At 37.6% G+C, this 26340-nt stretch carries 19 protein-coding genes; all 19 read right to left on the minus strand.

All coding sequences use genetic code 11. From position 1 onward, the window contains the following. Positions 1-31: 31 nt before the first annotated feature. Entirely contained in the window at positions 32-1000 is a 969-nt protein-coding gene (locus ACZZZA_RS15720; protein WP_463433348.1) for a family 43 glycosylhydrolase, read from the minus strand. Further along, a complete protein-coding gene (locus ACZZZA_RS15725) occupies positions 993-1415 on the minus strand; it encodes a family 43 glycosylhydrolase (RefSeq protein WP_463433350.1) in 423 nt (140 codons plus the stop codon). The genes ACZZZA_RS15720 and ACZZZA_RS15725 overlap by 8 nt, the downstream gene beginning before the upstream one ends. A 69-nt stretch (positions 1416-1484) precedes the next feature. Beyond that, on the minus strand, positions 1485-3410 hold the full coding sequence (locus ACZZZA_RS15730) for an alpha/beta hydrolase-fold protein (protein ID WP_463433352.1): 1926 nt from the start codon (positions 3408-3410) through the stop codon (positions 1485-1487). Positions 3411-3502: 92 nt separating this feature from the next. Continuing rightward, entirely contained in the window at positions 3503-3784 is a 282-nt protein-coding gene (locus tag ACZZZA_RS15735; RefSeq protein ID WP_463433354.1) for a beta-xylosidase family glycoside hydrolase, read from the minus strand. Continuing rightward, positions 3738-5123 carry a glycoside hydrolase family 43 protein gene (locus ACZZZA_RS15740; RefSeq protein WP_463433356.1) on the minus strand — a complete coding sequence of 462 codons (1386 nt, stop codon included), beginning with the start codon at positions 5121-5123 and terminating at the stop codon, positions 3738-3740. The genes ACZZZA_RS15735 and ACZZZA_RS15740 overlap by 47 nt, the downstream gene beginning before the upstream one ends. Before the next feature lie 215 nt (positions 5124-5338). Next, positions 5339-7057: a glycoside hydrolase family 43 protein gene (locus ACZZZA_RS15745; protein ID WP_463433358.1), complete on the minus strand. Its 1719-nt coding sequence runs from the start codon at positions 7055-7057 to the stop codon at positions 5339-5341. A gap of 19 nt (positions 7058-7076) precedes the next feature. Next, positions 7077-9539, minus strand: coding sequence for a glycoside hydrolase family 95 protein (locus tag ACZZZA_RS15750; RefSeq protein WP_463433360.1), 2463 nt, complete (start codon positions 9537-9539; stop codon positions 7077-7079). Positions 9540-9562: 23 nt separating this feature from the next. Further along, on the minus strand, positions 9563-10846 hold the full coding sequence (locus ACZZZA_RS15755; protein WP_463433362.1) for an MFS transporter: 1284 nt from the start codon (positions 10844-10846) through the stop codon (positions 9563-9565). Beyond that, a complete protein-coding gene (locus ACZZZA_RS15760) occupies positions 10847-11482 on the minus strand; it encodes a bifunctional 4-hydroxy-2-oxoglutarate aldolase/2-dehydro-3-deoxy-phosphogluconate aldolase (RefSeq protein WP_463433364.1) in 636 nt (211 codons plus the stop codon). It lies immediately after the preceding gene. Further along, positions 11479-12486, minus strand: coding sequence for a PfkB family carbohydrate kinase (locus tag ACZZZA_RS15765; RefSeq protein WP_463433366.1), 1008 nt, complete (start codon positions 12484-12486; stop codon positions 11479-11481). Before ACZZZA_RS15765 ends, ACZZZA_RS15760 begins: the two co-directional genes overlap by 4 nt. Positions 12487-12488: 2 nt before the next feature. After that, on the minus strand, positions 12489-13907 hold the full coding sequence (uxaC, locus tag ACZZZA_RS15770) for a glucuronate isomerase (protein ID WP_463433368.1): 1419 nt from the start codon (positions 13905-13907) through the stop codon (positions 12489-12491). Positions 13908-14017: 110 nt separating this feature from the next. Continuing rightward, positions 14018-14833 carry an SDR family oxidoreductase gene (locus ACZZZA_RS15775; RefSeq protein WP_463433370.1) on the minus strand — a complete coding sequence of 272 codons (816 nt, stop codon included), beginning with the start codon at positions 14831-14833 and terminating at the stop codon, positions 14018-14020. 56 nt (positions 14834-14889) lie between these two features. Continuing rightward, the gene (gene uxuA / locus ACZZZA_RS15780) at positions 14890-16059 is read right to left on the minus strand and encodes a mannonate dehydratase (RefSeq protein WP_463433371.1); all 1170 of its coding nucleotides are present in this window, start codon (positions 16057-16059) and stop codon (positions 14890-14892) included. Positions 16060-16138: 79 nt separating this feature from the next. After that, positions 16139-18097: a RagB/SusD family nutrient uptake outer membrane protein gene (locus ACZZZA_RS15785; protein ID WP_463433373.1), complete on the minus strand. Its 1959-nt coding sequence runs from the start codon at positions 18095-18097 to the stop codon at positions 16139-16141. Positions 18098-18108: 11 nt separating this feature from the next. Next, positions 18109-20976 carry a SusC/RagA family TonB-linked outer membrane protein gene (locus ACZZZA_RS15790; protein ID WP_463433375.1) on the minus strand — a complete coding sequence of 956 codons (2868 nt, stop codon included), beginning with the start codon at positions 20974-20976 and terminating at the stop codon, positions 18109-18111. A 52-nt stretch (positions 20977-21028) separates the two neighbouring features. Further along, positions 21029-22357, minus strand: coding sequence for a xylose isomerase (gene xylA, locus ACZZZA_RS15795; protein ID WP_463433377.1), 1329 nt, complete (start codon positions 22355-22357; stop codon positions 21029-21031). A gap of 105 nt (positions 22358-22462) precedes the next feature. Then, entirely contained in the window at positions 22463-23947 is a 1485-nt protein-coding gene (locus ACZZZA_RS15800; RefSeq protein ID WP_463433379.1) for a xylulokinase, read from the minus strand. 15 nt (positions 23948-23962) lie between these two features. Next, complete coding sequence (locus ACZZZA_RS15805; protein ID WP_463433381.1) at positions 23963-24688, minus strand: NrtR DNA-binding winged helix domain-containing protein; 726 nt, start codon at positions 24686-24688, stop codon at positions 23963-23965. 998 nt (positions 24689-25686) lie between these two features. Next, positions 25687-26340, minus strand: a complete 654-nt coding sequence (locus ACZZZA_RS15810; protein ID WP_463433383.1) for a murein L,D-transpeptidase catalytic domain-containing protein — start codon at positions 26338-26340, stop codon at positions 25687-25689.

The raw sequence follows: 26340 nt of genomic DNA on the forward strand, positions 1-26340 counted from the left end.
AGAAATTGTTTAAATTTTAAATAAACCGTTATTAAGAACCGAATTTCCACCAGTCAAAATAGAAAAGATCTTTGTTTCCTTTGAATACAAAGTATAAATCGTGCACACCTTTAATATTTTTTACAGGAGATTTAATGTTTTTAAAAAGATCACCTTCTGCTTTTCCCACAATCTCAACCGTTCCCACAAGTTTTCCATCCAGTGAATCGGTATGGATGTCTATAGTTCCCCCATTTATCGAAGCGACAGAAATTTCTAAAAATTGGGTTCCTTTGGAAAAATCAACACCCTGAATTTTGAGGTAATCGCCATTGTTAATCGATGACACAACCATACGGTCTGTAATTTTTTTGCCTGTGTCGTAGGGATTATTTCTTTCCCATTCGGTCATTTTTTCTGTTTTCAAGCCTTCACTGTAAGAAATGGTTTCAGCTTCAACTCTATTATAAGGATTCAGTGTTGCTATTCTTTTTACGCCTTCAGGATTCCAAAAAGGTAATTTTTGAATCGTGCCATCGGCATTGTAAACCAGTTCGCTCACACAGATGGAGCGGCGCTCGTAATGCTTGCTGACCGACTGTTTTCCAAGATTATAATTGAAACCGAAAACATACGATTTACCCTTAAAATCAATGATTCCCGGGTGATTTCCGTTGGAACGTTTGTCACTGTCCATAATCATTCCCTTGAATTCCCACGGACCGGTTGCCGACTTCCCCATCGCATAACCAATCCCTTCCGGACAGCAAGTTGAAGCATATGCCATATAATAATTTCCGTTTCGTTTCCAGACCCACGGACCTTCCTGATAATGAAATGGGTCAGCAAAATCTTTAACTTTGGCAATTGAAGGATCTTTCACCACAGGTCCATCCACAGAAATCATATCTTTATTGAGCTTTACGTACCATAAATTCGGATTTCCCCAATAGAGGTAAGCCTGACCATCATCATCTATCAGAACGGTGGGGTCGATATCATCACTCGAATTTTTAACCAATGGTTTGCCGATTGGATCTTTGAAAGTGACCGTACGGACTGTTGGCTACCAGAACACCGATTCCTCTCTGTCCGGGCATCGGGCAATACATATAAAATTTACCGTTTCTTTCTATGACTTGAGGAGCCCATGCTCCGTTTTCCGGATCGGTCCATTTGAAATCCTTGAGAGAAGCCACAACGCCGTGATCAGTCCAGTTGACCATATCGGTTGAAGTATAGAGCAACCAGTCTTTCATTTTGAATCCGAAAGCATCGTCTTCGTCATGACTCGTGTACAAAAAAACAGTATCCTTGTACACCATCGGTGCAGGATCAGCAGTAAATTTTGTCTGAATGATGGGATTTTGTGCAGAAAGCGATATTCCCGTCAGGACTAAGCTTACATTTAAAATATTTTTTAAAATCTCTTTCATAGAAGTATTTTATTGAATGGTTGTCGGATGAGCCTGATGTTCAGGTTAGTTGTTAACTGGACTTTGTCATTACTTAAAAAGCAACTGTGCAAACTGGTAGAGATTATTTCTCCAAACGGGCCAGGTATGACCACCGGGATATTCAGAATAGGAATATTTAATGCCCAATTCATCCAGTTTCTTCATCATTATCTGATTATTCTGATACGCAATATCATTTTCCCCGCCCATCGCAATCCAGAAATTTTTAATATTTGAATTGAATTTTGATGTATTGTCAGTTAAAAATTGATACTCATCATCCGCCACTTTCTGAAGAGTCGGCAACATCCATCCCGAACTGAAAACGCCCAAAGAAGAAAACATTTCCGAGTTCTGAATTCCTGTATAAAGCGTGTAGATTCCTCCCATTGAAAGTCCTGCCAAAGCTCTGTTTGACTCATCTTTTTTAACTCTGAAACCTGACTCTGTAAATGGAATCACAGATTCTTTCAGTTCTTTTTCAAACATCTGAAGATTTCTAACCCCAAAATTTCCGAATCCGGCAGGACCGATATTCGCATCCGGCATTATTAAAATCATTGGTTTTGCTTTGCCTTCTGCAATCAGATTATCAAGGATTAAATTGGCTTTTCCCTGAGTTGCCCAACCACTTTCATCCTCGCCGCCGCCGTGAAGAATGTATAGCACGGGATAACTTTCACTCACATTTTTGTCGTAGCCAGGCGGAGTGTAGATAAAAACTCTTCTCCACGAATTGGTCACTTTTGAAAAGAAATTCTGAATTCTGATATCACCGTGCGGAACGTCTTTTAATGCATAATAATTGTCGCCCGCAAAAGGAATTTCGATTCCGCTGGCAAATCCTCCCATTCCGTAAAATGATTTGCTTGATGGGTCTGCAATGGCAACATTATCAATCAGTAAAGAATAATAATGAAAACCTTCACTCAAAGAATCTGTGGTTGCTGTCCACGAACCATCCAATTCTTTTTTGAGGTCGTATTTTTTGCCTAAATCTATCTGAACTTTCTGCGCATCGGGAGCTTTCACTTTAAACATTGCTTTTCCATTGCGAAGAATTTGCGGAAACTGTGCATTTCTGATGTTGGATTCGGCTGGACTTCCAAACACGGTAAATTCAGAAAATTTAGTTTTGTCGACAGGTTTAAAAATTAATTGCGAAAAGATGTACAAATCGTTTTTCCAGACTTTGAAATCGTGACCGCCCGGTTCTATGTAAAATATGTGCGGAATTTTATTTTCTGCCAGATAATCGCTTGTTCTCTTGCTGAAAGGCATCAAACCGTCCTGATCGCCACAGGATATGAATATCAGTTTCAGTTTTTTAGCTTTTTGCGGATCCGGAAGCAACTGTTGAGGTTCTTTGGTGTTTGGAGCCGATGAAAAACCGCCAACCCAGGCGAATTTGTCGATATTTCCCAGTCCGAAATTCAGGGTTTGTCCGCCACCCATTGAAAGTCCTGCAATCGCCCGGTTTTCTCTGTCTTTTTTAACGGGATATTTTTTTTCGATAAAAGGAATAAGGTCGTTCAGCAAATCTTTTTCAAAAGTTGCGAAAGCTTCCACTTTATCTTTTGCCATAATATTTCCGGTGGCGCGGTCGTCTTTCATTGCTCTGCCGTTTGGTAAAACGACAATCATCGGCGCAAGTTTTCCCTGAGCGTAAAGATTGTCCAGAATAATTTGTGGCGTTCCGTTTTTGTACCATTCTTTTTCGTCACCGCCAATACCGTGAAGGAGATATAAAACTGGATATTGAGTCCCTTTTTTGAAACCTGGCGGCGTATAAATCAAAGCTTTTCTCTGAGTTCCTACCGTTTTTGATTCGTATCTAATAGTATCAATTTTCCCATGGGGAATTTCTTTCTTTTCAACATCAAAACCTTGTGGAGCCTGTTTTTCAAATGTTTGCCCAGAAGCAGACATTCCCGACAAGATAAAACCTAAAACCAATATCATTGACTTACTCATATTTTTTATTTGTATTTTTTACACTTATTAATTTAGATAAAAAAATAATATTCAACGGAACTATTTTTCTTCTTTTATTAATATAAAAATTTTTATTTTATGGTTGAAGAATCTATTATTCGAAAAAAATCAACATCTACAAAACCTCCTGTACTTTTCGTTGCATAATTGAAAATCGCAAATTTTGATCCCATAAACAATCTTCTGTAATCGAAAATCATTTTGTAATTCTTTGCCATTTCCGTCCAGTTTTTCTGATCGGTACTATATGAGAAATTTGCCAGATCTTTACCAAGATTAAAATCGGCATCAATACGGAGATAAATTTTATCTGAAGTTAGGAGAATGCGCTTTTTCTCTTTCTTTTTTAACATCCAAAATGGCTTTCGTTTTACTGTCAAGACTGACTTCATTGGTAGAAAAAGTCAAAAATTTCTGATTGCCTTCTTTTATAACCGATAATAATCCTGAATCACCATTAAATGCACTGAAACCTGTAACATCACCGTTTTTCATTCCTTTCAAATCTAACGCAACAACAGCACTTGATTTCGGACCGGTCATTCTTTGGGTGATTGTGTTTGGAGCCAAATAAATATTATCAACAATTCTATTGGTTTTCAGTCTCATAAATCCTTTTCTGTCGGATAAAGACCAGGCTTCATTCACAGGATTATGGTTCCATTGCCATTGGATTTTTAGTTTTTTATCTGAAAATTCATCACTTTCTACGATATTATTTTTCGGTTTAAACGGCGGAAGCGGAACCTCGCCATTTAAAGGAATCTTGCCATTATCTCCCAAAACAGGCCAGTCGTTTTCCCATTTTACAGGAATCAAAATCGGGACACGCCCAACTCCATTTCTGTCCTGAAAAATCAGCGAATACCAATTTCCGTTTTTATCATCAATTAAAGCGCCTTGTCCTGCATAAGAAAATCCGAGAAAATTGTCTTCCAGAATCACTTTTTTCTCGAAAGGTCCTGTAACTTTATTGGCTCTATACACTTCCTGACGGCGTTTTCCGTCTCTTGGCCAGGAGATCATCATCATATAATATTTTCCTTCTTTTTTAATGATCTGATTGCCTTCCAGAAGCCCGGTTTCTGAAGAATCTTTTTCAAAAACCACCGTTCCGTCGGGATTCCCGATGACTTCTTTAAAATCAGGACTTAGTTCAAAAACCTTGTTGGAAGTGAAAACATAAACCCTGTTATCATCATCGAAAAGCAACGAAGCATCGTGAAAATGTCTCGTTCTTGTAATCAGTTTCCAGTTTCCTTTTTCGGGATTGTCGGAAACATAAAAATAAGATTTGAAAGGCTCATCATTCGGGGAAAACAAAACGTAATATTTCCCTCTGTGGTAACGAATGGATGAAGCCCATTGTCCGCGACCGTAAACGGTTCCATTGACTAAATCGTATTTAGAATTGTCATTCAGGCTTTCAAAAACATAGCTTGCCATTTCCCAATGGACGAGATCTCTGGAATGCATCACCGGAGCGCCCGGCATCAGGTGCATAGTGGTGCTGATGAGATAAAAATCATCGCCATTTCTTGTGATCGATAAATCCGGAGCATCTGCCCAAATGATAGGATTTGTAAATGCTGTCGTCTGCTGTTTCTGAGGAGGATTTACCTGGGCCGAAAGGAAATTCAGCCCGATAAATCCAAAAAAAGAAACTATATAAAATGGTTTATTAATTTTCAAAATTTAAATATTTTGGTTGGTAATTTAATTCTTTAATCCAATTTTAAAAGATACTTCGATAAGCTTAGTGTGACATTGCTGATACTAACCGTTTTATTTTTAAGCGTTGCAAGCTCACCTGTCAAAACCTGCATTTGTATAGGTTTTGGCTAAAGCCAATTTGATTTTCTTTTTAATGAATGGGCTAAAGCCCATTGCTATTGATAATAATTTCTTTAATTCGGTACAATATCGTTAGATAACGTGCTGTATAAACCAATCAAGCTTCCTGTGAAACCTCCTGCAACATCGGTAGAAAGGATATCTCCGGAAACCGAACCGCCAAGATTTTTAAAGTTTTTACCGTCCAGAGAGTAATTGAAATTAAGGTCATCTTTTTCGCCCACTACCTGCAATTTAACCGACTTTGAAAGTGCAATCTTTTCGCTGGCAATCAGTTTTGATGCTCCTTTTTCTGTTCTTTCCAAAACGATGTAAAAGTCTTTGTTTTTTTTGGTAATTCCAAAGACGTAATTGAATCTTTCGCTTTGGTAGCAGGTGATTCCGGCTAATTCTTTTTCAGATTTAGGTTTGAAATCAAGTGTTACCGAAGTTTTGAAATCTTCGTGCTGTAATCTGTGGAATAATGCCGAAACAGGAGCCAAAGCTTTGATATTCGTTTCCATAGGATTCACCTTTACGCCATTTTTAGCAGCCGTGATGAAGTTTTCACGAGGTCCACGCATTGCAATCCATCGGAAATCAAGATTTTTGTCGGTCAGTTTATCATTGTACGTGAAGTTCCCGTTCGGGAAAAAACCATTTTGTCCGGTTTGATTTTTTACGCCTTCCGGCAGTTTTAATTTTGGTTTCATCGGAACTAAACCGTTTTCAAAAACAGGATACTTTCCGCTCCAGTCTACTGGAAGAATGAAAGTTTCTCTTCCGTGATTCACACGCCCTTTTTCGTTGGGACGAATGGCCAAAAATACGCCGTAATATTTTCCGTCAGGAGTTTCTACCAAATCCGCGTGACCCGCCCAATCTACTTTATCTTTTCGGTCTTTCGGGAAATACCGTTGTGTCAAAATTGGATTATTCGTTGCAGGAACAAAGGGACCTTTTGGAGAATCCGACATAAAAATAACTTCGCTGTGATTACCGCCAGTTCCGCCTTCTGCACACATCAGAAAATATTTTCCGTTCTTTTTATATAAGTGCGGACCTTCTATCCAGATTGGTTTTTGAGAAAGATCAACACCACCGTTTACAATAATTCTGTCTGAACCTGCAACAACCTGATCTTTTTCCAAATCATAATCCCACATTTTGATGACACGGTGACCATTGTACTGCTCAGTTCCTTTCGGAGGCGCATCATTGTGAACAATGTAGGCTTTACCATCGTCATCAAAGAAAATGGCAGGATCGATGCCGTCGAAATTCAGTTTCTGTACTTCACTCCAGCCTTTTGCTGGGTCTTTGGTTTTCACGACCATATTTCCAATTCCACCAGCAATCTGCGTGGTGATCATATAAAAAGTGTCGTTAAATTTGTTGTATTTGATGTCCGGAGCATATATTCCCTGAGAAACACCGCCTTTTTCTACTTTAAGCTGAGAAGGCCTGTCCAGAACGTGACCAACCTGCTTCCAGTTTACCAAATCTTTGGAAGTAAAAATCGGAACACCCGGAAACATTGAAAATGAAGAATTGACCAAATAATAATCGTCTCCTTTTCTGGTAATACTTGGGTCGGGATAACAACCCTGAAGAATCGGAGAGTAAAATTCGTTCTCTTTCAGTGGATTATTTGTGTATATTTTATCATTTCCACGGTAGGAAAAGTCTGAAAAAGTCTGTGCTGAAACGTTACTTAAAGAAAGTAAAGAAACTGCTGCCACCAAAGTGAGTTTATTTCTTAAAAAAATCGAATGCATTATTCTCTGTTTCATTGTTATATTTTTTAGATTATTATTTAATTTTTAATGTATAAGTTTTTCCTGCTTCTGTCGGAAAATCATAAGTGAATTTTTCTTTCATTTTCACTGGATTTAATTGTGCTTCCGACGAAATCAAAGGCTCTTTAATTCTCGGAATTTCAAAATATGAATTTTGATTATTTCCTGATGCCAACTTTAAAGTGTTTTTTCCTTTTAATTCTAATTCATTAGATGCACTGATTCTGCAGTTTCCACCCAGATTTGATTTGATGACAACTTCTTTAGTCTGACTATCTTTCCAAACAATACTGACTTCAAAACCGCCATACGTTTTCAGTCCGGAAATATTTCCATTTTTCCATTCGTCGGGAAGTGCGGGTAAAATGTCAATGCTCCCGTTTTGGGTCTGCAAAAGCATTTCGGTAATTCCGGAAGTACAGCCGAAATTTCCATCAATCTGAAACGGCGGATGCGCATCAAACAAATTCGGATAAGTCCCTCCTTTTTCGCCCCAACCGTCTTTTTCCACCAAAGTTAACTGGTCTTTTATTAATTTATTGGCGTGGTTTCCGTCTAACAATTTAGCCCAAAGATTGATCTTCCAGCCCATCGACCAGCCTGTGGAAACATCGCCACGATGAATTAAAACTGTTTTTGAAGCATCAAAAAGTTCAGGTGTTGTGACAGGATTAATCTGATTTCCCGGAAACAATCCATATAAATGCGAAACGTGTCTGTGATTGTCTTTCGGGTTGTCCCAGTCTTCCATCCATTCCTGCAACTGTCCGTAATGACCGATTTTCATTGGTGGTAATTTTGAAATGATATTGTTCCAAACCGGAATTTTATCTGAATCTACATTTAAAATTTGTGCTGCTTTTTTTGTTTTGCTGAACAGGTCAAACATCAACTGGTTATCCATCGTATTCCCTGCCGCCAAAGCACTTCCCTTGTTTCCCTGCGGAATATTTTCGGGAGACATAGACGGACTTACGACCAACCATTTGTGAGTAGGTTCTTCAATCAGGAAATCTTCATAGAACTGTGTCGCAGATTTCAGAACGGAATAAATGGATTTGAGATAATTTTTGTCTCCGCTGTATAAATATTTTTCCCAAAGATGCTGAGAAAGCCATGCGCTTCCCATTGGCCATTGTCCGGCGTTGGCAAAGTCTACTACCCCTGTAATTCTCCAGATATCTGTGTTGTGATGCGCTACCCAGCCTCGGCTTTTGTACATTATTTTTGCCGTTTCTGCTCCGGTTTCACTTAAATCTTTGATCATTTGAATCAACGGTTCGTGCATTTCCGATAGGTTGGTTTTTTCTGCAGGCCAATAATTCATTTCCGTATTGATGTTGATGGTGTATTTGCTGTCCCACGCCGGTTTGTTGGAATTATTCCAAATCCCTTGGAGATTCGCTGGCTGACCGCCCGGTTGCGATGATGAAATCAAGAGATAACGCCCGAACTGATAATACAATGAAACGAGTTCAGGATCGTAGGTATTTGCGAAATTCTTAACACGAATATCCGTTGGAAATTGTGAGGCAGGAGAAGTTCCGAGGTTGAAATCTACCCTTTTAAAATAATTCTGATAATCTTTGAGATGTTTTTTAATTAAAGTATTAAAATTTTTAGTTTCTGATTGTGAAATATATTTTTTGCTTTTTGAAACTTCATCCGTATTCAAAGTTTTGTAGTCTGTGAAATTGGTGGCGATTGAAATAAGAATCATTACTTCATCTGCATTGGCAATCGAAATTCTGCTTCCTGAAACTGAATTTTTTCCACCTTTGGTAATGAATTTCGCCAGCGTATTGAATTTCACCTGACCCTGAACGCCGTCTAATGTAGAAGAAAGTCCGTCCATTTGCAAGGTATTGGCATCAATCGCATTTGCATTTTTTTTGAGTTCACTGTTAAATCCCGCAGTGAAACTCAGCGCATTTTTTTTATCTGAACTCAGTTTTATCACAATGACCTGATCCGGAATTGACGCGAAAACTTCTCTTTTATAATGAATTCCGTTGGAAGAAAACTTGGTTGTTATGATTGCTTTTTCAATATCAAGTTCGCGGTAATAATCTTCGACATCGCCAAGATTATTAAAATCAAGATTTAAATCACCGATATTCTGAAATGCCGAACCGTGAAGTGTTTTCGCCGTTAAGCCTTTATTAGAAAGGATTTCCGCTCTTTTGTAATTTCCATTAAATAAATAATACCGGATAGAATCCAACAATTTTGGACCATCAGGATTGTCATTCCGGGAAGGACTGCCCGACCAAAAAGTTGCTTCGTTCATCTGAAGCTTTTCCTTGTAAGGATCTCCAAAAACCATTGCCGCCAATCTGCCGTTTCCAACAGGCAACGCTTCCACCCACTGTTTTGCAGGTTTGTCGTACCAAAGCTTATATTTCCCTCCCTTTTGAGCAAAGAAAAATCCGCTGATGAAAATATGGATGGTTAATATGCAATGCTTTAAGCTCATTTCACGTATTATTTTCTTTAATTTTAAATAGAAATTTCAGTCTTTTTCCTGTTGATCAACCAGATAATTCCCCAAGCTGCAATGTAAGAAACGCCGGCAATGAAAAATATAATGTTGTATCCGCCGTTGATGTTTCCAGCTTTTTTGAATGTGTCTAGGATAATTCCGATAAATAGGGGAAAAATAATGCCTGCGGCAGAACCCAACATTCCACCAAATCCGATCACAGAACTTACATAATTATTGGGTAATTTGTCGCCGACCGTCGTCATCAGATTGGCTCCCCAACCTTGATGAGCTGCGGTTGCAAAAGCAATGATAATGGTAATCAACCACATATTGTCTACATATTTTGAGAACATCACGGGAACTACCATCAATGCAAACAAGAGCATAGTCACACTTCTGGCTCTCCCGATTGCCCAGCCTTTTTTAATTAAAAATGAAGAAAGATAACCGCCGCCGATGCTTCCAATCGTAGTTCCGCTATAGATAATAATCAACGGGAGAGAAGGTTTAGTCATATCCATTTTAAATACGTCAGAAAAATAAGCAGGAAGCCAGAACATAAAGAAATACCAGATCGGGTCAGTCAGCATTTTCCCAATGGCAAAAGACCAGGTCACTTTGTATTTTAATATTTCGGACAATGGTACTTTGGACTGTTCCTGCGTTTTACCGTCCTGATCACTTTTGATGTACTGTAACTCTTCTTTGCTGAGTTTTTTTGTTTTTTCCGGAATGGTGTAGAATCTCCACCAAAGGACAATCCATAATAAACCTAATGCTCCAATCCAGACGAAAGTTTCCCGCCAACCGTAATGTCCTAAAATAAACGGCACAAGAAGCGGTGCTAAAATAGCTCCAACCGTTGCTCCGGAGTTAAAAATCCCCGTTGCTAATGCTCTTTCTTTTTTAGGAAACCATTCTGCAACAGATTTTATCGCTGCCGGAAAATTTCCTGCTTCGCTGATTCCCAATGTGCTTCTTGCAATCAAAAATCCAACGGTGCTTTTTACAAAACCGTGTCCAATAGAAGCGAGACTCCAGACAATGAGTGAAACGGCATAACCAATTTTGGTTCCTACTCTATCGATAAACCTTCCCATCGCAAGATATCCGATCGCATAAGTCGTCGTAAATGCCATCACGATATAGCTGTAATCTTTCTCGTCCCAGCTGAACTCTTTTTCAAGAACAGGTTTCAGCAAACCCATTACCTGACGGTCGAGGTAATTGATGGTAGTGGCGAGGAAAACCAATGACAGCATAAACCATCTGATATTGTGATTTTTAGGAGCCTGCATTTAGTTTTGATTAAGTTGTTGTAATAAATTCTGAACTTTTTCAGTTAACTGTTCAGCAGTAAAATCTGTTTTGATAAGCGAACTTCCCAATCCAACAGCAATTGCACCACCTTTCAACCATTCTGTAATGTCTTCAACATCAGCATTGATTCCTCCGGTCGGCATAAAATTCATTCCCGGAAAAACGGGCTGAATAGATTTGATATAAGTTTTGCCCAAAGCATCTGCGGGGAAAATTTTCACCAATCGAAGTCCGTTTTGAAAAGCCAAATTGACATCGGAAGGGGTGAAACAGCCCGGAATTAAAATAATATTTTTTTTAACAGAATGTTTCACAAGTTCTTCGTTAATGACAGGCGTAATAATGAAATCCGCTTTTGCATCGGCATAATCATCCATTTCTTTTATATTTTTCACGGTTCCGATTCCTAGTAAAAGTTCCGGAAATTCGAAGGCGGAAATTTCTTTAAGTTTAGTAAAATTCTCTAATGCCTCAATGCCTCTGTTGGTGTATTCTATCACACGAATTCCAGCTTCGTACAAAGCTTTTACGGTATTTTTTGAAACCTCGAATGATTCGTTATAAAACAACGGAATAATTTTCTGGTCTTTTATCTTTTGTAGTATTACATTCATAATTTTTCAATATTAATACTGTCATTAATGGTATCGCCTTTTACAAACAATTTTTTGAAAGCGACTTTCGTAGCATCTTCCAAAATTTGCTGAGAAGAATTTTCTTTTAAAGCCCCGTGAATCAAAGCTGCCATAAAAGAATCGCCGCTGCCTACTCTTTCTTCAATTTTGTTTGAATAATATTTCTCTGAAACCAAAAGCTTATCATCAGCAAATAAAGTCGCATAGTAATTGACTTCTTCACCGTTCGTAAACCGGAATGTATTGGCAACCAACTTTACATTAGGAAATTGTTTCTGAATTTCTAATGCTGATTTTTCTGACTGTTTTAAAAGGTTTTTATCATCAAAATTTCCATTTAACTCATATTCTATCGGAATGTTCAAAAACTGTTGGATTGACCAGATATTTCCCATCAAAACATTCACAAAAGGCATTAGTTTTTTGATTTTATCAAAAGGATTTCTGCCTTCCCAAAGTGATGCACGATAATTCAAATCGAGAGAAACCGTGATGTTTCTGGACGCCGCTTCTTTCATTAAATTCAGACATTTCTGGTAAGCATTTTCACTTAAGGCCGACGTAATTGTAGTTATATGAAGCCATTTTACTTCTGAAAAAATCTCATCAAAACTAAAACTGTTAAAATCAGATTCAGTAAAAACCGAAGGAAAGCGGTCATAAATCACTGACGTATTCTGCATATCACCTTCTGAAGAAAGATAAAATGTACCGATTCTTCCTTGGTTTTTCTCGGCAAGAATTTCGATTCCTTTATTTGTTAGCTGTAATTTTAATTGACTTCCTATAAAATTTTCAGGCAAAGCTGATAATAATTTTACCGGATTTTTCCATTGTGCAAGCGCATAAGCCACATTGTATTCTGCGCCTCCAACATAGATTTTCAAAGACTGATCATTTAACCAGTTTCCGTGCGCATCCGGAGCGAAATGCAGAAGCAATTCCCCGAAACAAAATATTTTATTGGAAGATGAATCTTGCATTATTAAAATTCAAAATAATTTTTAGTGTTATAATAACAAATGTCCTGAATGATTTTGCCGACCCATTCCTCATCATTGGGAAGCAATCCTCTTTCCATCTCGCTGGCGAACATATTGCACAAAAGTCTTCTGAAATATTCGTGTCTTGAGAATGACAATAGACTTCGGGAATCGGTTAACATTCCTACAAACGTGCTGATCAAACCAATGTTAGAAAGCGTATTCATCTGTTTTTTCATCCCGTCAAGCTGATCTAAAAACCACCAGGCGGCACCGAATTGTACTTTAGATTTGATTCCGCCCTCATTAAAATTTCCGGCAAGTGTCGCTAAAACCTCATTGAAAGTAGGATTAAGATTATAAATAATGGTTTTGGTAAGTTGTCCGCTTGAATTTAATTCATCCAAAAGCACGCTCAATCGTGGGGCAAAATATTGCTCGCTGATGGCATCATAACCAGCATTGATTCCGATTTTTTTCAGCATTTCGGAATTATTATTTCTGGTTGCGCCAACGTGGAACTGCTGCACCCAACCTTTTTCAGCGTACATTTTGCAAAGTTCCTTCAGCAGATAACCACATAACACTTCCGGATTGGAGAATGTTGGATTATTTCCCTTTAAAAATTCTGAGAATTCGGCCTCCAATTCCAGATTCCATTTTGTGGTATCAGGAAAATATTCGAAGCCGTGATCGGCAACTTTTGCCCCTGCTTCTGCAAAATAATTAATTCTTAATTGAAGCGCATTGAGTAAATCAGAAACTGACTGAATTGAGATTTCGCTAATATTCTCCAATTTTTTAATATCTGCAAGATATTTTTCAGGATTGATGATATTGATGTAAGAATCGGGACGAAAAGCAGGTAAAACCTGAGTCTCGAAACTGCTGCTTTTTAATTTTTTGTGACAGGAAAGATCATCAGAAGGGTCATCTGTGGTACACAAGGCTTCTACTTTGAAATTTTGAATGATGGACTGAGGCAAAAATTCAGAAGTCTGCAGAAGTTCAGTCATCTGATGATAAACTGAATCTGCATTTTTCGGGGAAAGGTATTCTTTGATTCCAAAAGGATTTTTAAGTTCCAGATGCGTCCAGTGAAACAATGGATTTCGAAGTGTAAAAGGTACGACTTCTGACCATTTCCTGAATTTTTCCAGATCTGGAGCCTGGCCGGAAATGAATTTTTCATCAATTCCGAAATTGCGCATTGCACGCCATTTATAATGATCGCCATCCAGCCAAATTGCTGTGGGAGAAAGGAAATTCTGATTAGAAGAGACAACATCTGGTTGCAGATGATTGTGGTAATCTATAATCGGCATTTCTTTCGCATAGCCAAAATACAGATTTTCAGCCTTTGCCGATTCCAGCAAAAATGATTCTCCGAAAACTTCTTTATTTCCTTTAAAAGTGATCATTGTTAAAAAAGATTGAAGATTTTGTCTTAGGTTAGATTTTTTAAAAACAAGACCTTATTGAAAGAAATCTGTAAGGTCTTGTAAACTATATGAAGAAAAATAATATGTATTTATACCCCACTGAAAGCACTGAAACCACCATCAATAGGAAGTAAAGCACCTGTAATAAAACTTGCGGCATCTGAACAGAGGAATTGTACAGCGCCGTTGAGTTCGTCTGAATTCCCAAATCGTCCCATTGGCGTCTTGGCAATGACTTTTTTGCTTCGATCAGTCAAAGAACCATCCGGATTCAATAAAATTGCTCGGTTTTGGTCTCCGATGAAAAATCCGGGAGCAATGGCATTGACACGAATTTTGTCTCCAAATTTTAAAGCGACATCCGAAGCCAGCCATTGCGTGAAATTTGTAATTGCTGATTTGGCTGCAGAATATCCTGCAACTCTTGTGATTGCGGAATATGCTGCCATTGATGAGATATTCACAATGCTTCCGCTTCCATGATCTGCCATTACTTTTCCGAAAACATAGCTTGGATAAACAGTTCCGTTGATATTGAGATCGGTCACCTCATTCCAGGCTTCCATTTTCAGATCAAAAAACGACTGGTCCTGAGACAATGTTGCGGCAGGGATATTTCCTCCTGCAATGTTGAGAAGAATATCTATCTGACCGTATTTTTCTATGATTTTTTTTGAAGCGGATTCAAGACTTTCAACATTCATTACGTTGGCTTCTACAGCAAAAGCCTCACCTCCGGATTCTGTGAGTTCTTTAACGCGAATATCAAGCGTTTCCTGATTTCTTCCTAAAGCAATTACTTTTGCTCCGGCTTCGATGAAACTTTTAGCCAGACTTCCGCCCAACACGCCTGAAGCCCCAGTAATGACGGCTACTTTATCTTTTATACTGAATATTTCGTTCATTGTAATGTAAATAATGATTGTGAGTCGATAAATGAACCTCTAAGTTCTATTTTAATTTATTTTACGTAAGAATTCACGGCTGCCATTACGCCTTCGATTTGTCCTAGGGCGAGCATTCTTCCTAAAAATGAATAGCCAGGATTGTAGCCTTTGTCGATATCATCAGTTAATAATCTTCCGTGATCTACACGCATTGGTAAATCCGGGTTTTCTTTTTCAAAAATTTTGATTACTTCGATTAATTGTCCTCTTCCTCCTAAATGATGAGCCTCAATAAAATCACCGTTCTCAAAGACATTGGTGCTTCTTAAATGGACAAATTTTGTTCGGTGAGCAAATTTCTGAGCCAATTTCGGAACATCATTCTGAAGGTTGGCGCTCAAAGAACCTGTGCAGAATGTAAGGCCATTGTGCGGATTGTCAACTTCATGTAAAATCCAGTCGATATCTTCTTCGTTGGTTACGATTCTTGGTAAACCCAATAATGCAAATGGCGGATCATCGGGATGTACGCACATTTGGATGTTCCACTTTCCACATACCGGCATTATTTTCTCCAGAAAATATTTCATATTCTGGCGAAGCTGATCTTTATTAATCCCATCATACAATGATAATAAGCTTTTGAATAGCTGTACCGGGTTTTTGTCTCCTTCCTTAATATTTCCGTTAACGAAACCTTGTGTTTTTACGATGACAGAATCTATCAAAGTGTTATTATCTTCTTCTGTCAGTGTATTCTTTAACTCTTCTACTTTTTGAAGAATATCTGAATTATAGTCGTTTTCTGCATCCTTTCTCTGCAGAATATGAATTTCAAAGTAGGCAAATTTGGCTTTATTAAAGTATAATGAGGACGAGCCGTCTTCCCATTGATAAAACAAATCTGTACGAGCCCAATCCAAAACCGGCATAAAGTTGTAACAAACTGTTGTTACGCCTGCCTTTCCAAGATTTTCGAGACTCTGAATGTAATTTTCTATTAACTGATCTCTGTTTTCGCCTCCATATTTTATGGCTTCACTTACTGCCAGACTTTCTACAACAGACCAGCGAAGTCCGAAACTTTCTATGTAATTTTTATAATCGCTAATTGCTTCCAACGACCACACTTCTCCGTTTGGCATATTGTGCAGCGCAGAAACAATGCCTTCTACTCCGATTTGACGAAGCATATTTAATTGAATTTTATCATTCTTCCCAAACCAACGCCATGTTTTTTCCATAATCTTTATTTTTTCTTAAAACAAAGCAGGTGCAGTAATCACACCTACTTTGTTGCTGTTAATAAGAATGTGTTATAAATTAATAACCAGGATTCTGGTATTTTGCTTTGATATCAGAAGATACTTCCATTGCATCCAACTGTCCCTGAGGAATTGGTCTCAGATAGTGGAATGGCTGTATTATTCTTGATACAGTTTGCGGAGTGTGATTTCCATAGTTAACACCTCCAATAGAATACGTTGCAGATTTTTGAGTCCAAGTCTGAGTTCTTACTAAATCGTACCATCTGTAACCTTCTCCATAATATTCTCTAGATCTTTCTGCTAAAAGATAATCTAAAGTTATGGTTGCAGGAGTAGCAGCAATCATTGCTGCGCTGTTGTCCTGCAATTTAGGAGCGTTTGCGCTAACACTGTATACCCATTTTCCAGCTCTTGCACGAAGCACATTAATTAAATCTCTTGCAGATTGTGATCCTGAAGCACCTTTAATTGCAGCTTCAGCAGCAAGAAAATAAAATTCTGAGAATTTAGCTATTACAAAAGGACGCGTTAAACTTGGGTTTGGATACCCTAAACCGTTACCATTATCTGTACGGTAAGTACCAATTTTCCAAACTCCCGGGTATACGATTCTGCTTACTCCGCTTGGTGCAACTACCCAGTCTGCTCTACCGGGCAATACTCCTGCTCCAACACCGCTTTGTCCGCCATTTGAAGGGTAAGTTGGTGTTTGAGAATCGTTATCAAGGAATGAAAGCACCGCATCCCCTGGTTGAATTGGTAAATTATTTGCGTTATACAAAGTTGATACAGTCGTTAGTCCTGTTCCCTCCTTATTCCAGTTTCCTCTATATGTCGTAACAAATGTACCGTCATAACGTGAGTCATTGGTTTTATCTGCAAAAGTATTTTTTAATAGTTCGATGGTTGGGGCCATACGTACCCAAGGTCTGCCTAAGGACTGCGTTGCTGCACGCTGAACTGAACTTGCGTTTGTAAAGGTTGTATTGGATAAGCTGCTTTTCAGGTTGGTATAATTAAAAGTAAACATCCAAGCTGCAAAATTGTTGGGAGACCACCCATCACCATAACTTGCCTGAATTACACCTTCATTAAAGTAAGCACTTGTTTCTGTATGATCAGCGTAAAGCATGCATTCCTTATTTCTATCATTGTCGCCTCTGTGAATATCGTAATATGTAGGCATAAGAGCATAAGGACCAGGCGCGTTGATTCCTTCTAAAGCTACATCGTAAGCTTTCTGAAAATAATATTGTGCATTATGACCAGCAGGATCTGTTCTTGGCGTTTCAGGATATGTTGGGATACTGTTGGGATTTTGTAACCACCATGCGTATGTTAAATATGCTTTGGAAAGAAATAATCTCGCAACATTTTTAGTAACACCACCTGTAACCCGCGGATTTGTAGGGAGGTTTTCAACAGCTTTGATTAAATCCGGAAAGATTGCTTTAGTGTACACCTCTGTAACTGTATTTCGGGTCGAGGTCGTTTTAGGATTAATGTTAAATTTCAACTCACCAGATCCTAAATCAAGAGGCACCCCTCCGTAAGTCTGTACTAATAAAAAATAGTTAAAAGAACGGAAAAATCTAGCCTCTGAAATCAAAGATTCGGCTATACCTGCTCCTGAACCATTTTCGATAATTCCATTTGCTGTATTGATGGATGGAAAAACAGATCCCCAGATCATACTCGTAGGAAATGTATTGGAATTGATACTTCCAGTTCCTCCTGTCATATCAAGATCCTTAAAATTGCCATCTGCACTCTGCGCCCAGGTGGCTTCATCGGTACCTGTCATATTTGCATTCAGGAAATATCCGTTGCCATAAAGCATTCTGGTTTGTCTGTATAAAGATGTAACTCCCTGAGAAATTCCTCTTTCTGTAGTAAAATCCTCAGGTGTATAGATACCTCGTGGCTGCTCATCCAGGATTTCGTTACAGCCAGTAGTGAACGTTAATGATGCTAAAAATAGAGCAGCAATAAATTTTTTATTTAAATTAAGCATAGTTTCTGATTTTAAAAAGTTAAATTTAATCCAATCATATAATTTCTGGTAGAAGGGTTATTTGTCCCTATAACCAACTGATTTGCTTTGTAAGAATTCACAGCCTGATTTTCATTTCCTCTTGAATTCGGCTCAGGATCCATTCCAGAATATCTGTAATATGGAGAACCAAATACAAATGGATTCTGAACTGTAACATACAATCGCAGATTACTTACCCCCAAATCATCAATTGCATTTTTATCAAAATTATAACCCAATGTTATTGTTCTGATTTTAACAAATGAACCATCAAACAGAGCAAGCGTAGATCCATATTTCGGGTTGTCTCCGCTCATTAATCCACCCGGTTTCGGGTTTCTTACATCGGTATTTTCGGGAGACCAGTAATCAACGTCTACGTTATTTCCTCTTCCGGTCAATCTGTTAAGATAACCTGATGAGCCATAAATTGTGCTGACTAACACCCCACCTTTTTGAAATGCACCTACAACACTCAAATCCAACCCTTTATACGCAAGTCTGGTATTAAAACCACCAATAAAATCTGGATTTGTATTGATAATTTGTCTGTCAGCCTCGCCAATTGGTCTTGAAGGTGTACCGTCGGCATTATAGCCTCCTGTGTAAAGAACTTTAATCATCCCAGGTGCAGCACCTGTCTGAGGCTCAAGAATATTTAAGTAAGGATCACCTTGCTGCCATAATCCTATATATTGATAATCATAGATTGCATTAATATTATATCCTACAAACCACAAGTTAGCTACATTTCTGTCCTGTCCTGAAGCAAGTGCAGTAATTTTATTTCTGTTTGCAGCTAAATTACCCCCAACTTCCCAGCTGAAACCGTCTGGATTGTTAAAAATAGTAGCATTAAGAGAAACTTCAACACCTTTATTCTGTGAAGCGCCCACATTTTCTGTCACCAATCCCAGACCACTGGATGCAGGAAGACCTTTGCCTAACAACAATCTTTCAGTATCGGTAATATAGTATTCTACAGTACCACTTATTCTTCTGTTAAATATTGTGAAATCAACACCGTAATTGTATGTTTTTGAAAATTCCCATCCTAATGATGCGTTTGGAGCTTCGCTTACAAAATTTCCTATGGCATTTCCACTTCCAAAATTATAAGGTGTTGTACTCAACCTTCCAAAAGTTGTGTAAGGAGCAATTGCCTGATTAGAGGTCTTTCCGTAACCCGCTCTCAACTTTAAAACATTAATAAATTTTGAATCGCGAAGAAAACTTTCATTAGCTACATTCCATCCTACTGAAACTGCAGGATAGGTATACCACTGATATCCTTTTGCTAAAACTGAAGACCCGTCCGATCTTAGTGTGGCTGTTAACATGTAACGGTTATCAAACTGATACATTGCTCTTCCCATAAACGACATAAGGCCTCTTCTGTAATATCCCTGGTTAGCTGGGTTTATAGTTATCTCGCCCTGAGCCTGCCCTAAGTTGAAATACTGAAAAGCATCGATCGGCACATCACGTGCTGCTATTGAAGAACTATTGAATCTTGTCTGCTCGGTGGAATAGAGACCTGTTGCGTTAATCTTGTGCTTACCAAAAGTTCTGTCATATGTGATTAGATTTTCAAGTACCCATTGTGTCGTCAAAGAATTTCCAATACTTGCAGAAGATTGCGTTGAAGCATTATAATTTAAAGCACCAGTACCCAAATAATATCCGCTGTTAGAATTTCTATAGGTAAGACCGACATTTAATCTATATTTTAAGCCTTCAACACTTGGTATTTTAATTTCTCCATACATATTATTGTAGGAACTGAATGCGTTGGTACGATCTGCATAAGCGTCTCCCAAATTTTCTAAGATTGATCTCGTCTGTAATGCCGTCTGATCAAGATTTGCAAATACAGTTCTCAGTCTCGGTGATCCGTCGGCAAGATATGGTGTGGTTAATGGTGAATATCCCAATGTTGGAGCTCCACTCACACTGTTAAAGTCATTAATTGAAAAATTTGAATTTGTAGAGAAACCCACTTTTAGCCAGTTATTAACCTCCTGATCCAAAGCTCCTCTGATTGAAAGCCTTTTATAACTCTGTAATGGCACTACTCCGTTTTGCTGGAAATACGATACGCCGAAGTTGTAACCACCTTTGTCTGTACCACCACTTACAGCAACATCATGATTCATCATAAGACCCAAACCATAAAACTGATCTTGCCAGTCTGTATTATTAGTATTTAACTCGTCCGAACCATTAACAACCATATTTGCATCTGCTCTCAGTTTTGCTAACTTCGGCCCATCCATCACGGGATATTTTGAAAATATACTTTGATATCCTGTGTAACCGTTGTAGGTAAATCTAGGCCTTTGACCTTTACCTCCTCTGTTTGTAGTCACGAGAATTACCCCATTCGCTCCACGAGATCCATAAATTGCTGTGGCTGAGGCATCTTTTAGCACATCAAGACTTTTAATATCTGAGGGACTTATATCTGCTAACGATCCTATAAATGGAATTCCGTCTAATACGATTAGAGGATCATTGGAGCCTGTAAGTGAACGTTCTCCTCTGATTCGAATCTGTTGCACGGCACCCGGTTTGGTTGAGGTTCTACCGATATCAACCCCTGGAAGACGGCCTTGTATTGCATCTGTTATATTTGCAGACGGAACTTCCTTTAAAGCATTTCCACTTAGAGAAGATACAGAACCTGTCACCGCTTCTTTTTTCTGAGTTCCGTACCCGATTACGATTACCTCCTCAATTTTTTTTTCTGTAGGAATGGTATCTTTATCAGTCTGAGAATAAACCAAGCTTGAAGGTAATAAGGTCATCGCAAAGAAAAGTGCTGCCTTATTGCTTTTACTTAAATAAAATAGGTTCATAATTATTATATTGTTTTTATATTAGGGTAACAAAAAATTAAATTTCCGCTTTTTAGATATACATATTTACTAAAGCTTCAAACAATTCCTGTTTACCGCTTTTCGGCTGAGGTTCACCGGTCTCGTAGGCAATCTTTCTTAAATCTTCCAAAGTAAGAGCACCATTTTCGAAAGCTTTACCATTTCCGCTGTCAAAAGACGAATATCTTTCTGTTCTCAGTTTCTTGTAATCTGAATTTTCAAGAATGTCGGCAGCCACAGATAATCCTTTTGCAAATGCATCCATTCCTGAAACATGTGCAATAAACAAATCATCGGCATCTATTGAATTACGACGGATTTTCGCATCGAAATTTACCCCTCCGGAACCTAAGCCACCGCCTTCAAGAATAACCAGCCACGCCTGTGCAAGATCAAAATAATCTACAGGAAACTGATCAGTATCCCACCCATTCTGATTGTCACCTCTGTTTGCATCAATACTTCCGAGCATTCCGGCATCAACAGCAACCTGCAATTCGTGCTCAAAAGTATGACCTGCCAAAGTTGCATGATTCACTTCAAGGTTCAATTTGAAATCTTTGTCTAATCCGTAATTTTTTAAAAATCCTATTACGGTTTCCGCATCGTAGTCATACTGATGTTTCGTAGGTTCCATCGGTTTCGGTTCAATTAAAAAAGTACCGTTAAAACCCTGCTGTCTTGCATAATCACGCGACATTGTAAGGAAACGGGCAAGATGTTCTTTTTCACGTTTCATATCGGTATTCAGCAAACTCATATAACCTTCTCTTCCTCCCCAGAATACATAATTTTCTCCTCCTAATGCGATAGTAGCATCAATTGAATTTTTCACTTGAGTTCCTGCACATGCTACCACATTAAAATTCGGGTTGGTAGAAGCTCCGTTCATATATCTTTCGTGAGTAAATACATTTGCAGTTCCCCATAAAAGCTTAATACCTGTTTCACTTTGTTTTTCTTTAGCATAATCAACTACTGTCTGTAAGTTCTTTTCATAATCTCTCCAGTTATCGGCGGGATCAACCAGGTCAATATCATGAAAACAATAGTAACCAAAGCCCATTTTTTGCATAAATTCGAATCCTGCATCCATTTTATATTTTGCTCTGGAAACTGCATCTGTTGATTTTGACCATGGATGGTGGATAGTAGGTTCGCCAAATGGATCACTTCCATCTGCACACAGGGTATGCCACCATGCCATTGCAAATCTCATCCATTCTTTCATCGGCTTGCCCATGATTATTTTATCTGCATCGTAATATCTGAATGCCAAAGGATTTCGGCTTTCCTTACCTTCAAATTTAATCTGATCTATTCCTGAAAAAAATTGTTTTGTTGAGTTTAAAACGTTCATATATGTTTGATTTTATTAATTGAAATTTTCGTTTAGATGTGGGAATTTCCTGCTCACTGATAATTTCTATGCAGTAAGTCTGTGTACTTTTAATATTTTTTTTGATTAAATAATCGCCTGAAGATGGTCTTGCCACCCGGAATAAGCCTCTAAATACTGATCGCGTTTTTCATGTTCAGGTTCTATGACTGCTATTTTTTCAAGTGATGCAAATGCTTCTGATGAATCTGAATAAAAACCTATTCCCATTCCAGCAGCTCTTGCTGCACCTACTGCACCATCAGTGTCATAAAGCTCGATTACCGCATTGCTCACGCTGGCAAGGGACTGCCTGAAAATTGAACTTAAAAACATATTGGCGTTACCAGCACGAATTACATTGATATTCATCCCGATCCCTCTCATAATATTCATGCCGTATTCGTAAGAAAAAACGATCGCTTCCTGTGCTGCTCTCAGAACATCTCCTTTGGAATGTATATTGAAATTGATCCCGTGAATTGAACATCTTGTATCTTTATTTTCCAAAACTCTTTCTGCACCGTTACCGAACGGAATAATGCTTAAACCTTTTGATCCGATTGGTGAAAGTGAGGCAAGCTCATTCATATCTCCATAAGAAGAAAGTGACGTTGCAAAATTATGTTTCAGCCAAGAGTTTAAAATACCTGTTCCATTAATGCAAAGTAAAACTCCTAATCTCATTTGCTCTTCGGAGTGATTAACGTGTGCAAAAGTATTCACCCTGGATAGTTTATCGTAGTCCAAGTGATCCAGTACTCCATAAACTACGCCCGAAGTTCCTGCTGTAGAAGCAATTTCTCCAGGATTAAAAACATTTAAAGACAAAGCATTATTAGGTTGGTCTCCTGCTCTATACGATATTGGGGTTCCTTCTTTTAAACCTAATTCCGCGGCAGCTGCTGCAGAAACAGTGGACTGAATACCAAAAGTAGGAACAATATCAGGGAAAAAGCTTTCAGAAATACCAAAATGCTCAGTGACATCTTTAGAAATGCAGTTATTTTTAAAATCCCAAAAAATTCCTTCAGAAAGCCCTTCAATCGTTATCCCGATCTCTCCCGACAGTTTCATTGCAATATAGTCTCCCGGCAACATTATTTTATCGATTTTCTCAAATATCTCAGGTTCATTTTCCTTCACCCATGCAAGTTTAGAAGCCGTAAAATTTCCCGGAGAATTTAACAGATGGGAAAGACATTTTTCAGCACCAATCTGCTTGAATGCTCTTTCGCCATATTCCACAGCACGGCTGTCGCACCAGATAATTGACGGTCTTAAAAGATTTTGATCTTTATCCACCAATATCAATCCGTGCATTTGCCATGTAATCCCAATACCTTTGATATCTTCAGCATTTATTCCTGCCTGATGCATCACAGACTCGTGTGCAAGCCTCAAATTGGTCCACCAGTCTGCCGGGTTTTGTTCTGCCCATCCGGCCTGAAGAGCAATAATCTTCATTTCTTTCTTTGGCGAAAAATCAGAAGCCACTACCTTTCCACTGGATGCCTCAACGAGACAAACTTTTACAGAAGAACTACCGATATCGTATCCTAATAAATACATACTAATGAAAATTATTTATTTAATTAATTTTGAATTATTTTTTTTGTAAGCTTTTCTGTCAAATTTGTAAAATCTTGCTGCACGGTGCGAAACGTTCTCTTCAATTTGATCCAGTGGTATAATGAAGTTAAATGACTGAACTTTTTTATGAAAGTTTTTTATATCAATATTCTTTTCACTCAAAGCACAATAGAGCTGATAGAATTGTCTTATCGTAAATTTTTTAGGTAACAGTTCAAAAATAATTTTAAAATCGAGGTCAATCCATCTTCTGATTTCCACGAGCGATTCTTGTATAATAACATTGTGATCAAATGGTAATGACGGTATTTTGCCGATAGGATGCCAATCAACATTGCTATACTTTGAACTGTTGATTTTATGATCAATCTTACAAAGTGACAGGTAAGCCACAGTAATGATTCTATCAATTTTATGGTGGTATTCTTTGTCCATCCATTTAATATCGTTTTGACTGCTTGCACGCTTGGGGTCGGCATAACATTTAAATTGCTTCAAAATCATTTTTTTGATCCCTGTAAGTTCATGTAAGACACGGCTTGCCGCATCATCAACATCTTCATCACTGAAAATTAAACTTCCGGGAAGTTTTTTCTGCAATTCAGAAGGTGAATCGTCAGAACGACGTTGTACCAGCAATATATTTAATTTGTTATCAGAATCGAATCCGAAAACAACGCAGTCTACTGAAACATATGTATGTATAAATTCTGGAGCCATTGATTAAATTAACATTTACGTAACATGACAAATATAAAAATTCAATCCATAAAAAAAAATAAAATTACATTATATATTAAATATCAAACGGTTACATAGCTACTTTTAATGATAAGAAATGTATTTATATGATGATAAGCTTATCATGATTTAAATGATAACAACGACTCAATTATCTTATATTAAACGTATTAAATGTTAATCACACACTTATTAAGTTAATTTTTGTTAATTTCAGGAATATGATAACGATACTGCTGGATCGTAACTATATTTATTGTCAATAAGTCAACAAACTTGAAATTTCAGTGCAAAAAAACTAAAAAATTCGAACATATTTTCACCAAAACCTGTCATTAATCATGAAAACATAATCTAATATTGAATTTTCTTTGATTATTAAGAGGTAATAAATGCATGATTATAGTCATAACATTTTTTTATCTTTTCTTTCTCTCCTTTAGATATGCGTTATGAAATAAATGTATATATTATCATATTAAATGCAGAATTGCGACCTTTACTTAAAATTTAACGATTGTAATTGTTTAATTAAAACATCTGTCAATTGTACATATTATCTCATTGACTACAGCATCTTTCTTAGTTCCCGATTAGAATTTTATAATTTATAAATCCATTTACATAAAAATGAGATTTTAACTCAGGCTGAGCATCCGTAAAAATCTATAGAATTGATTGATGTCTCCAAAAAATTTAATATATCAATGATTAAACTCGTTCAAGTAAATTAATTAAATTAACACAGCATTTGCAATTGAAACTTCATCATCACAATTTTAATACAACTATAAAAAATTTAAGTGTAGACACAATTAGAAAAATATCTTAAAGCAAGAACTGAAATTGACGATAAGACAGTTTTATTTATTTCGTCCTATTCAAGTCGTTTTAATGTGTGTTGAAAATTATTGATTTAAGCTTTGAAAAATGATCATCATTAACTTTAATACATTTACAAAAATATTGAGGGAGATTTATCTGTAAATCCACATCAGGACTGGTTTCTGAGATTGATCAATCATCGGATCAATCTCTCTCATCGCATTATTGGAAATGGTAGGACAACCCCATCCTTCCGGAGAACCTTTCGGATATACTTCTTCATCATTCATCTTTTCCCAGGAATGAAAAACGATAAATCTTTTTAAAGCATTGTTGTTTGTTTCTTCCAGACCGTGCATCAGATATTTTACGTTGATTCCCCAATCGCTCCTGCCTCTTTCGCCCAATTTATATTTCCCTAAAGCTGAAAGATGACTTCCGTCTTCATTGCTGAATGTGGGACTTTCTTTCGATTCATCCCGACTCCAGGAATTGCTTCCGCAGCCGTGGCCTACGAGATATTTTTTTGAAATTTTATTTTCCTTAAAATCCCATACCACAAAACGATTGATTCCGGAATGGAGACTCATATCTATCAAAATACAGAAATCGGTATTCATTTTTTTACTTTGGCAAAACTCCAGCGCTTCCTGTGCTTTCTTTTTTGTTTTGATTACATCTAAATGAGGCTTTTGTTCTTCAACAGTATTTTCGTTTTCAGAAAGAATGGTATCAAAAGAAATCTTCGACTCGTTTTTACAAGACGAAAAAATAAGAACTGAAAATAGTAAGTAAAATAACTTCAT

This window comes from Chryseobacterium sp. AC405b (assembly GCF_979258685.1).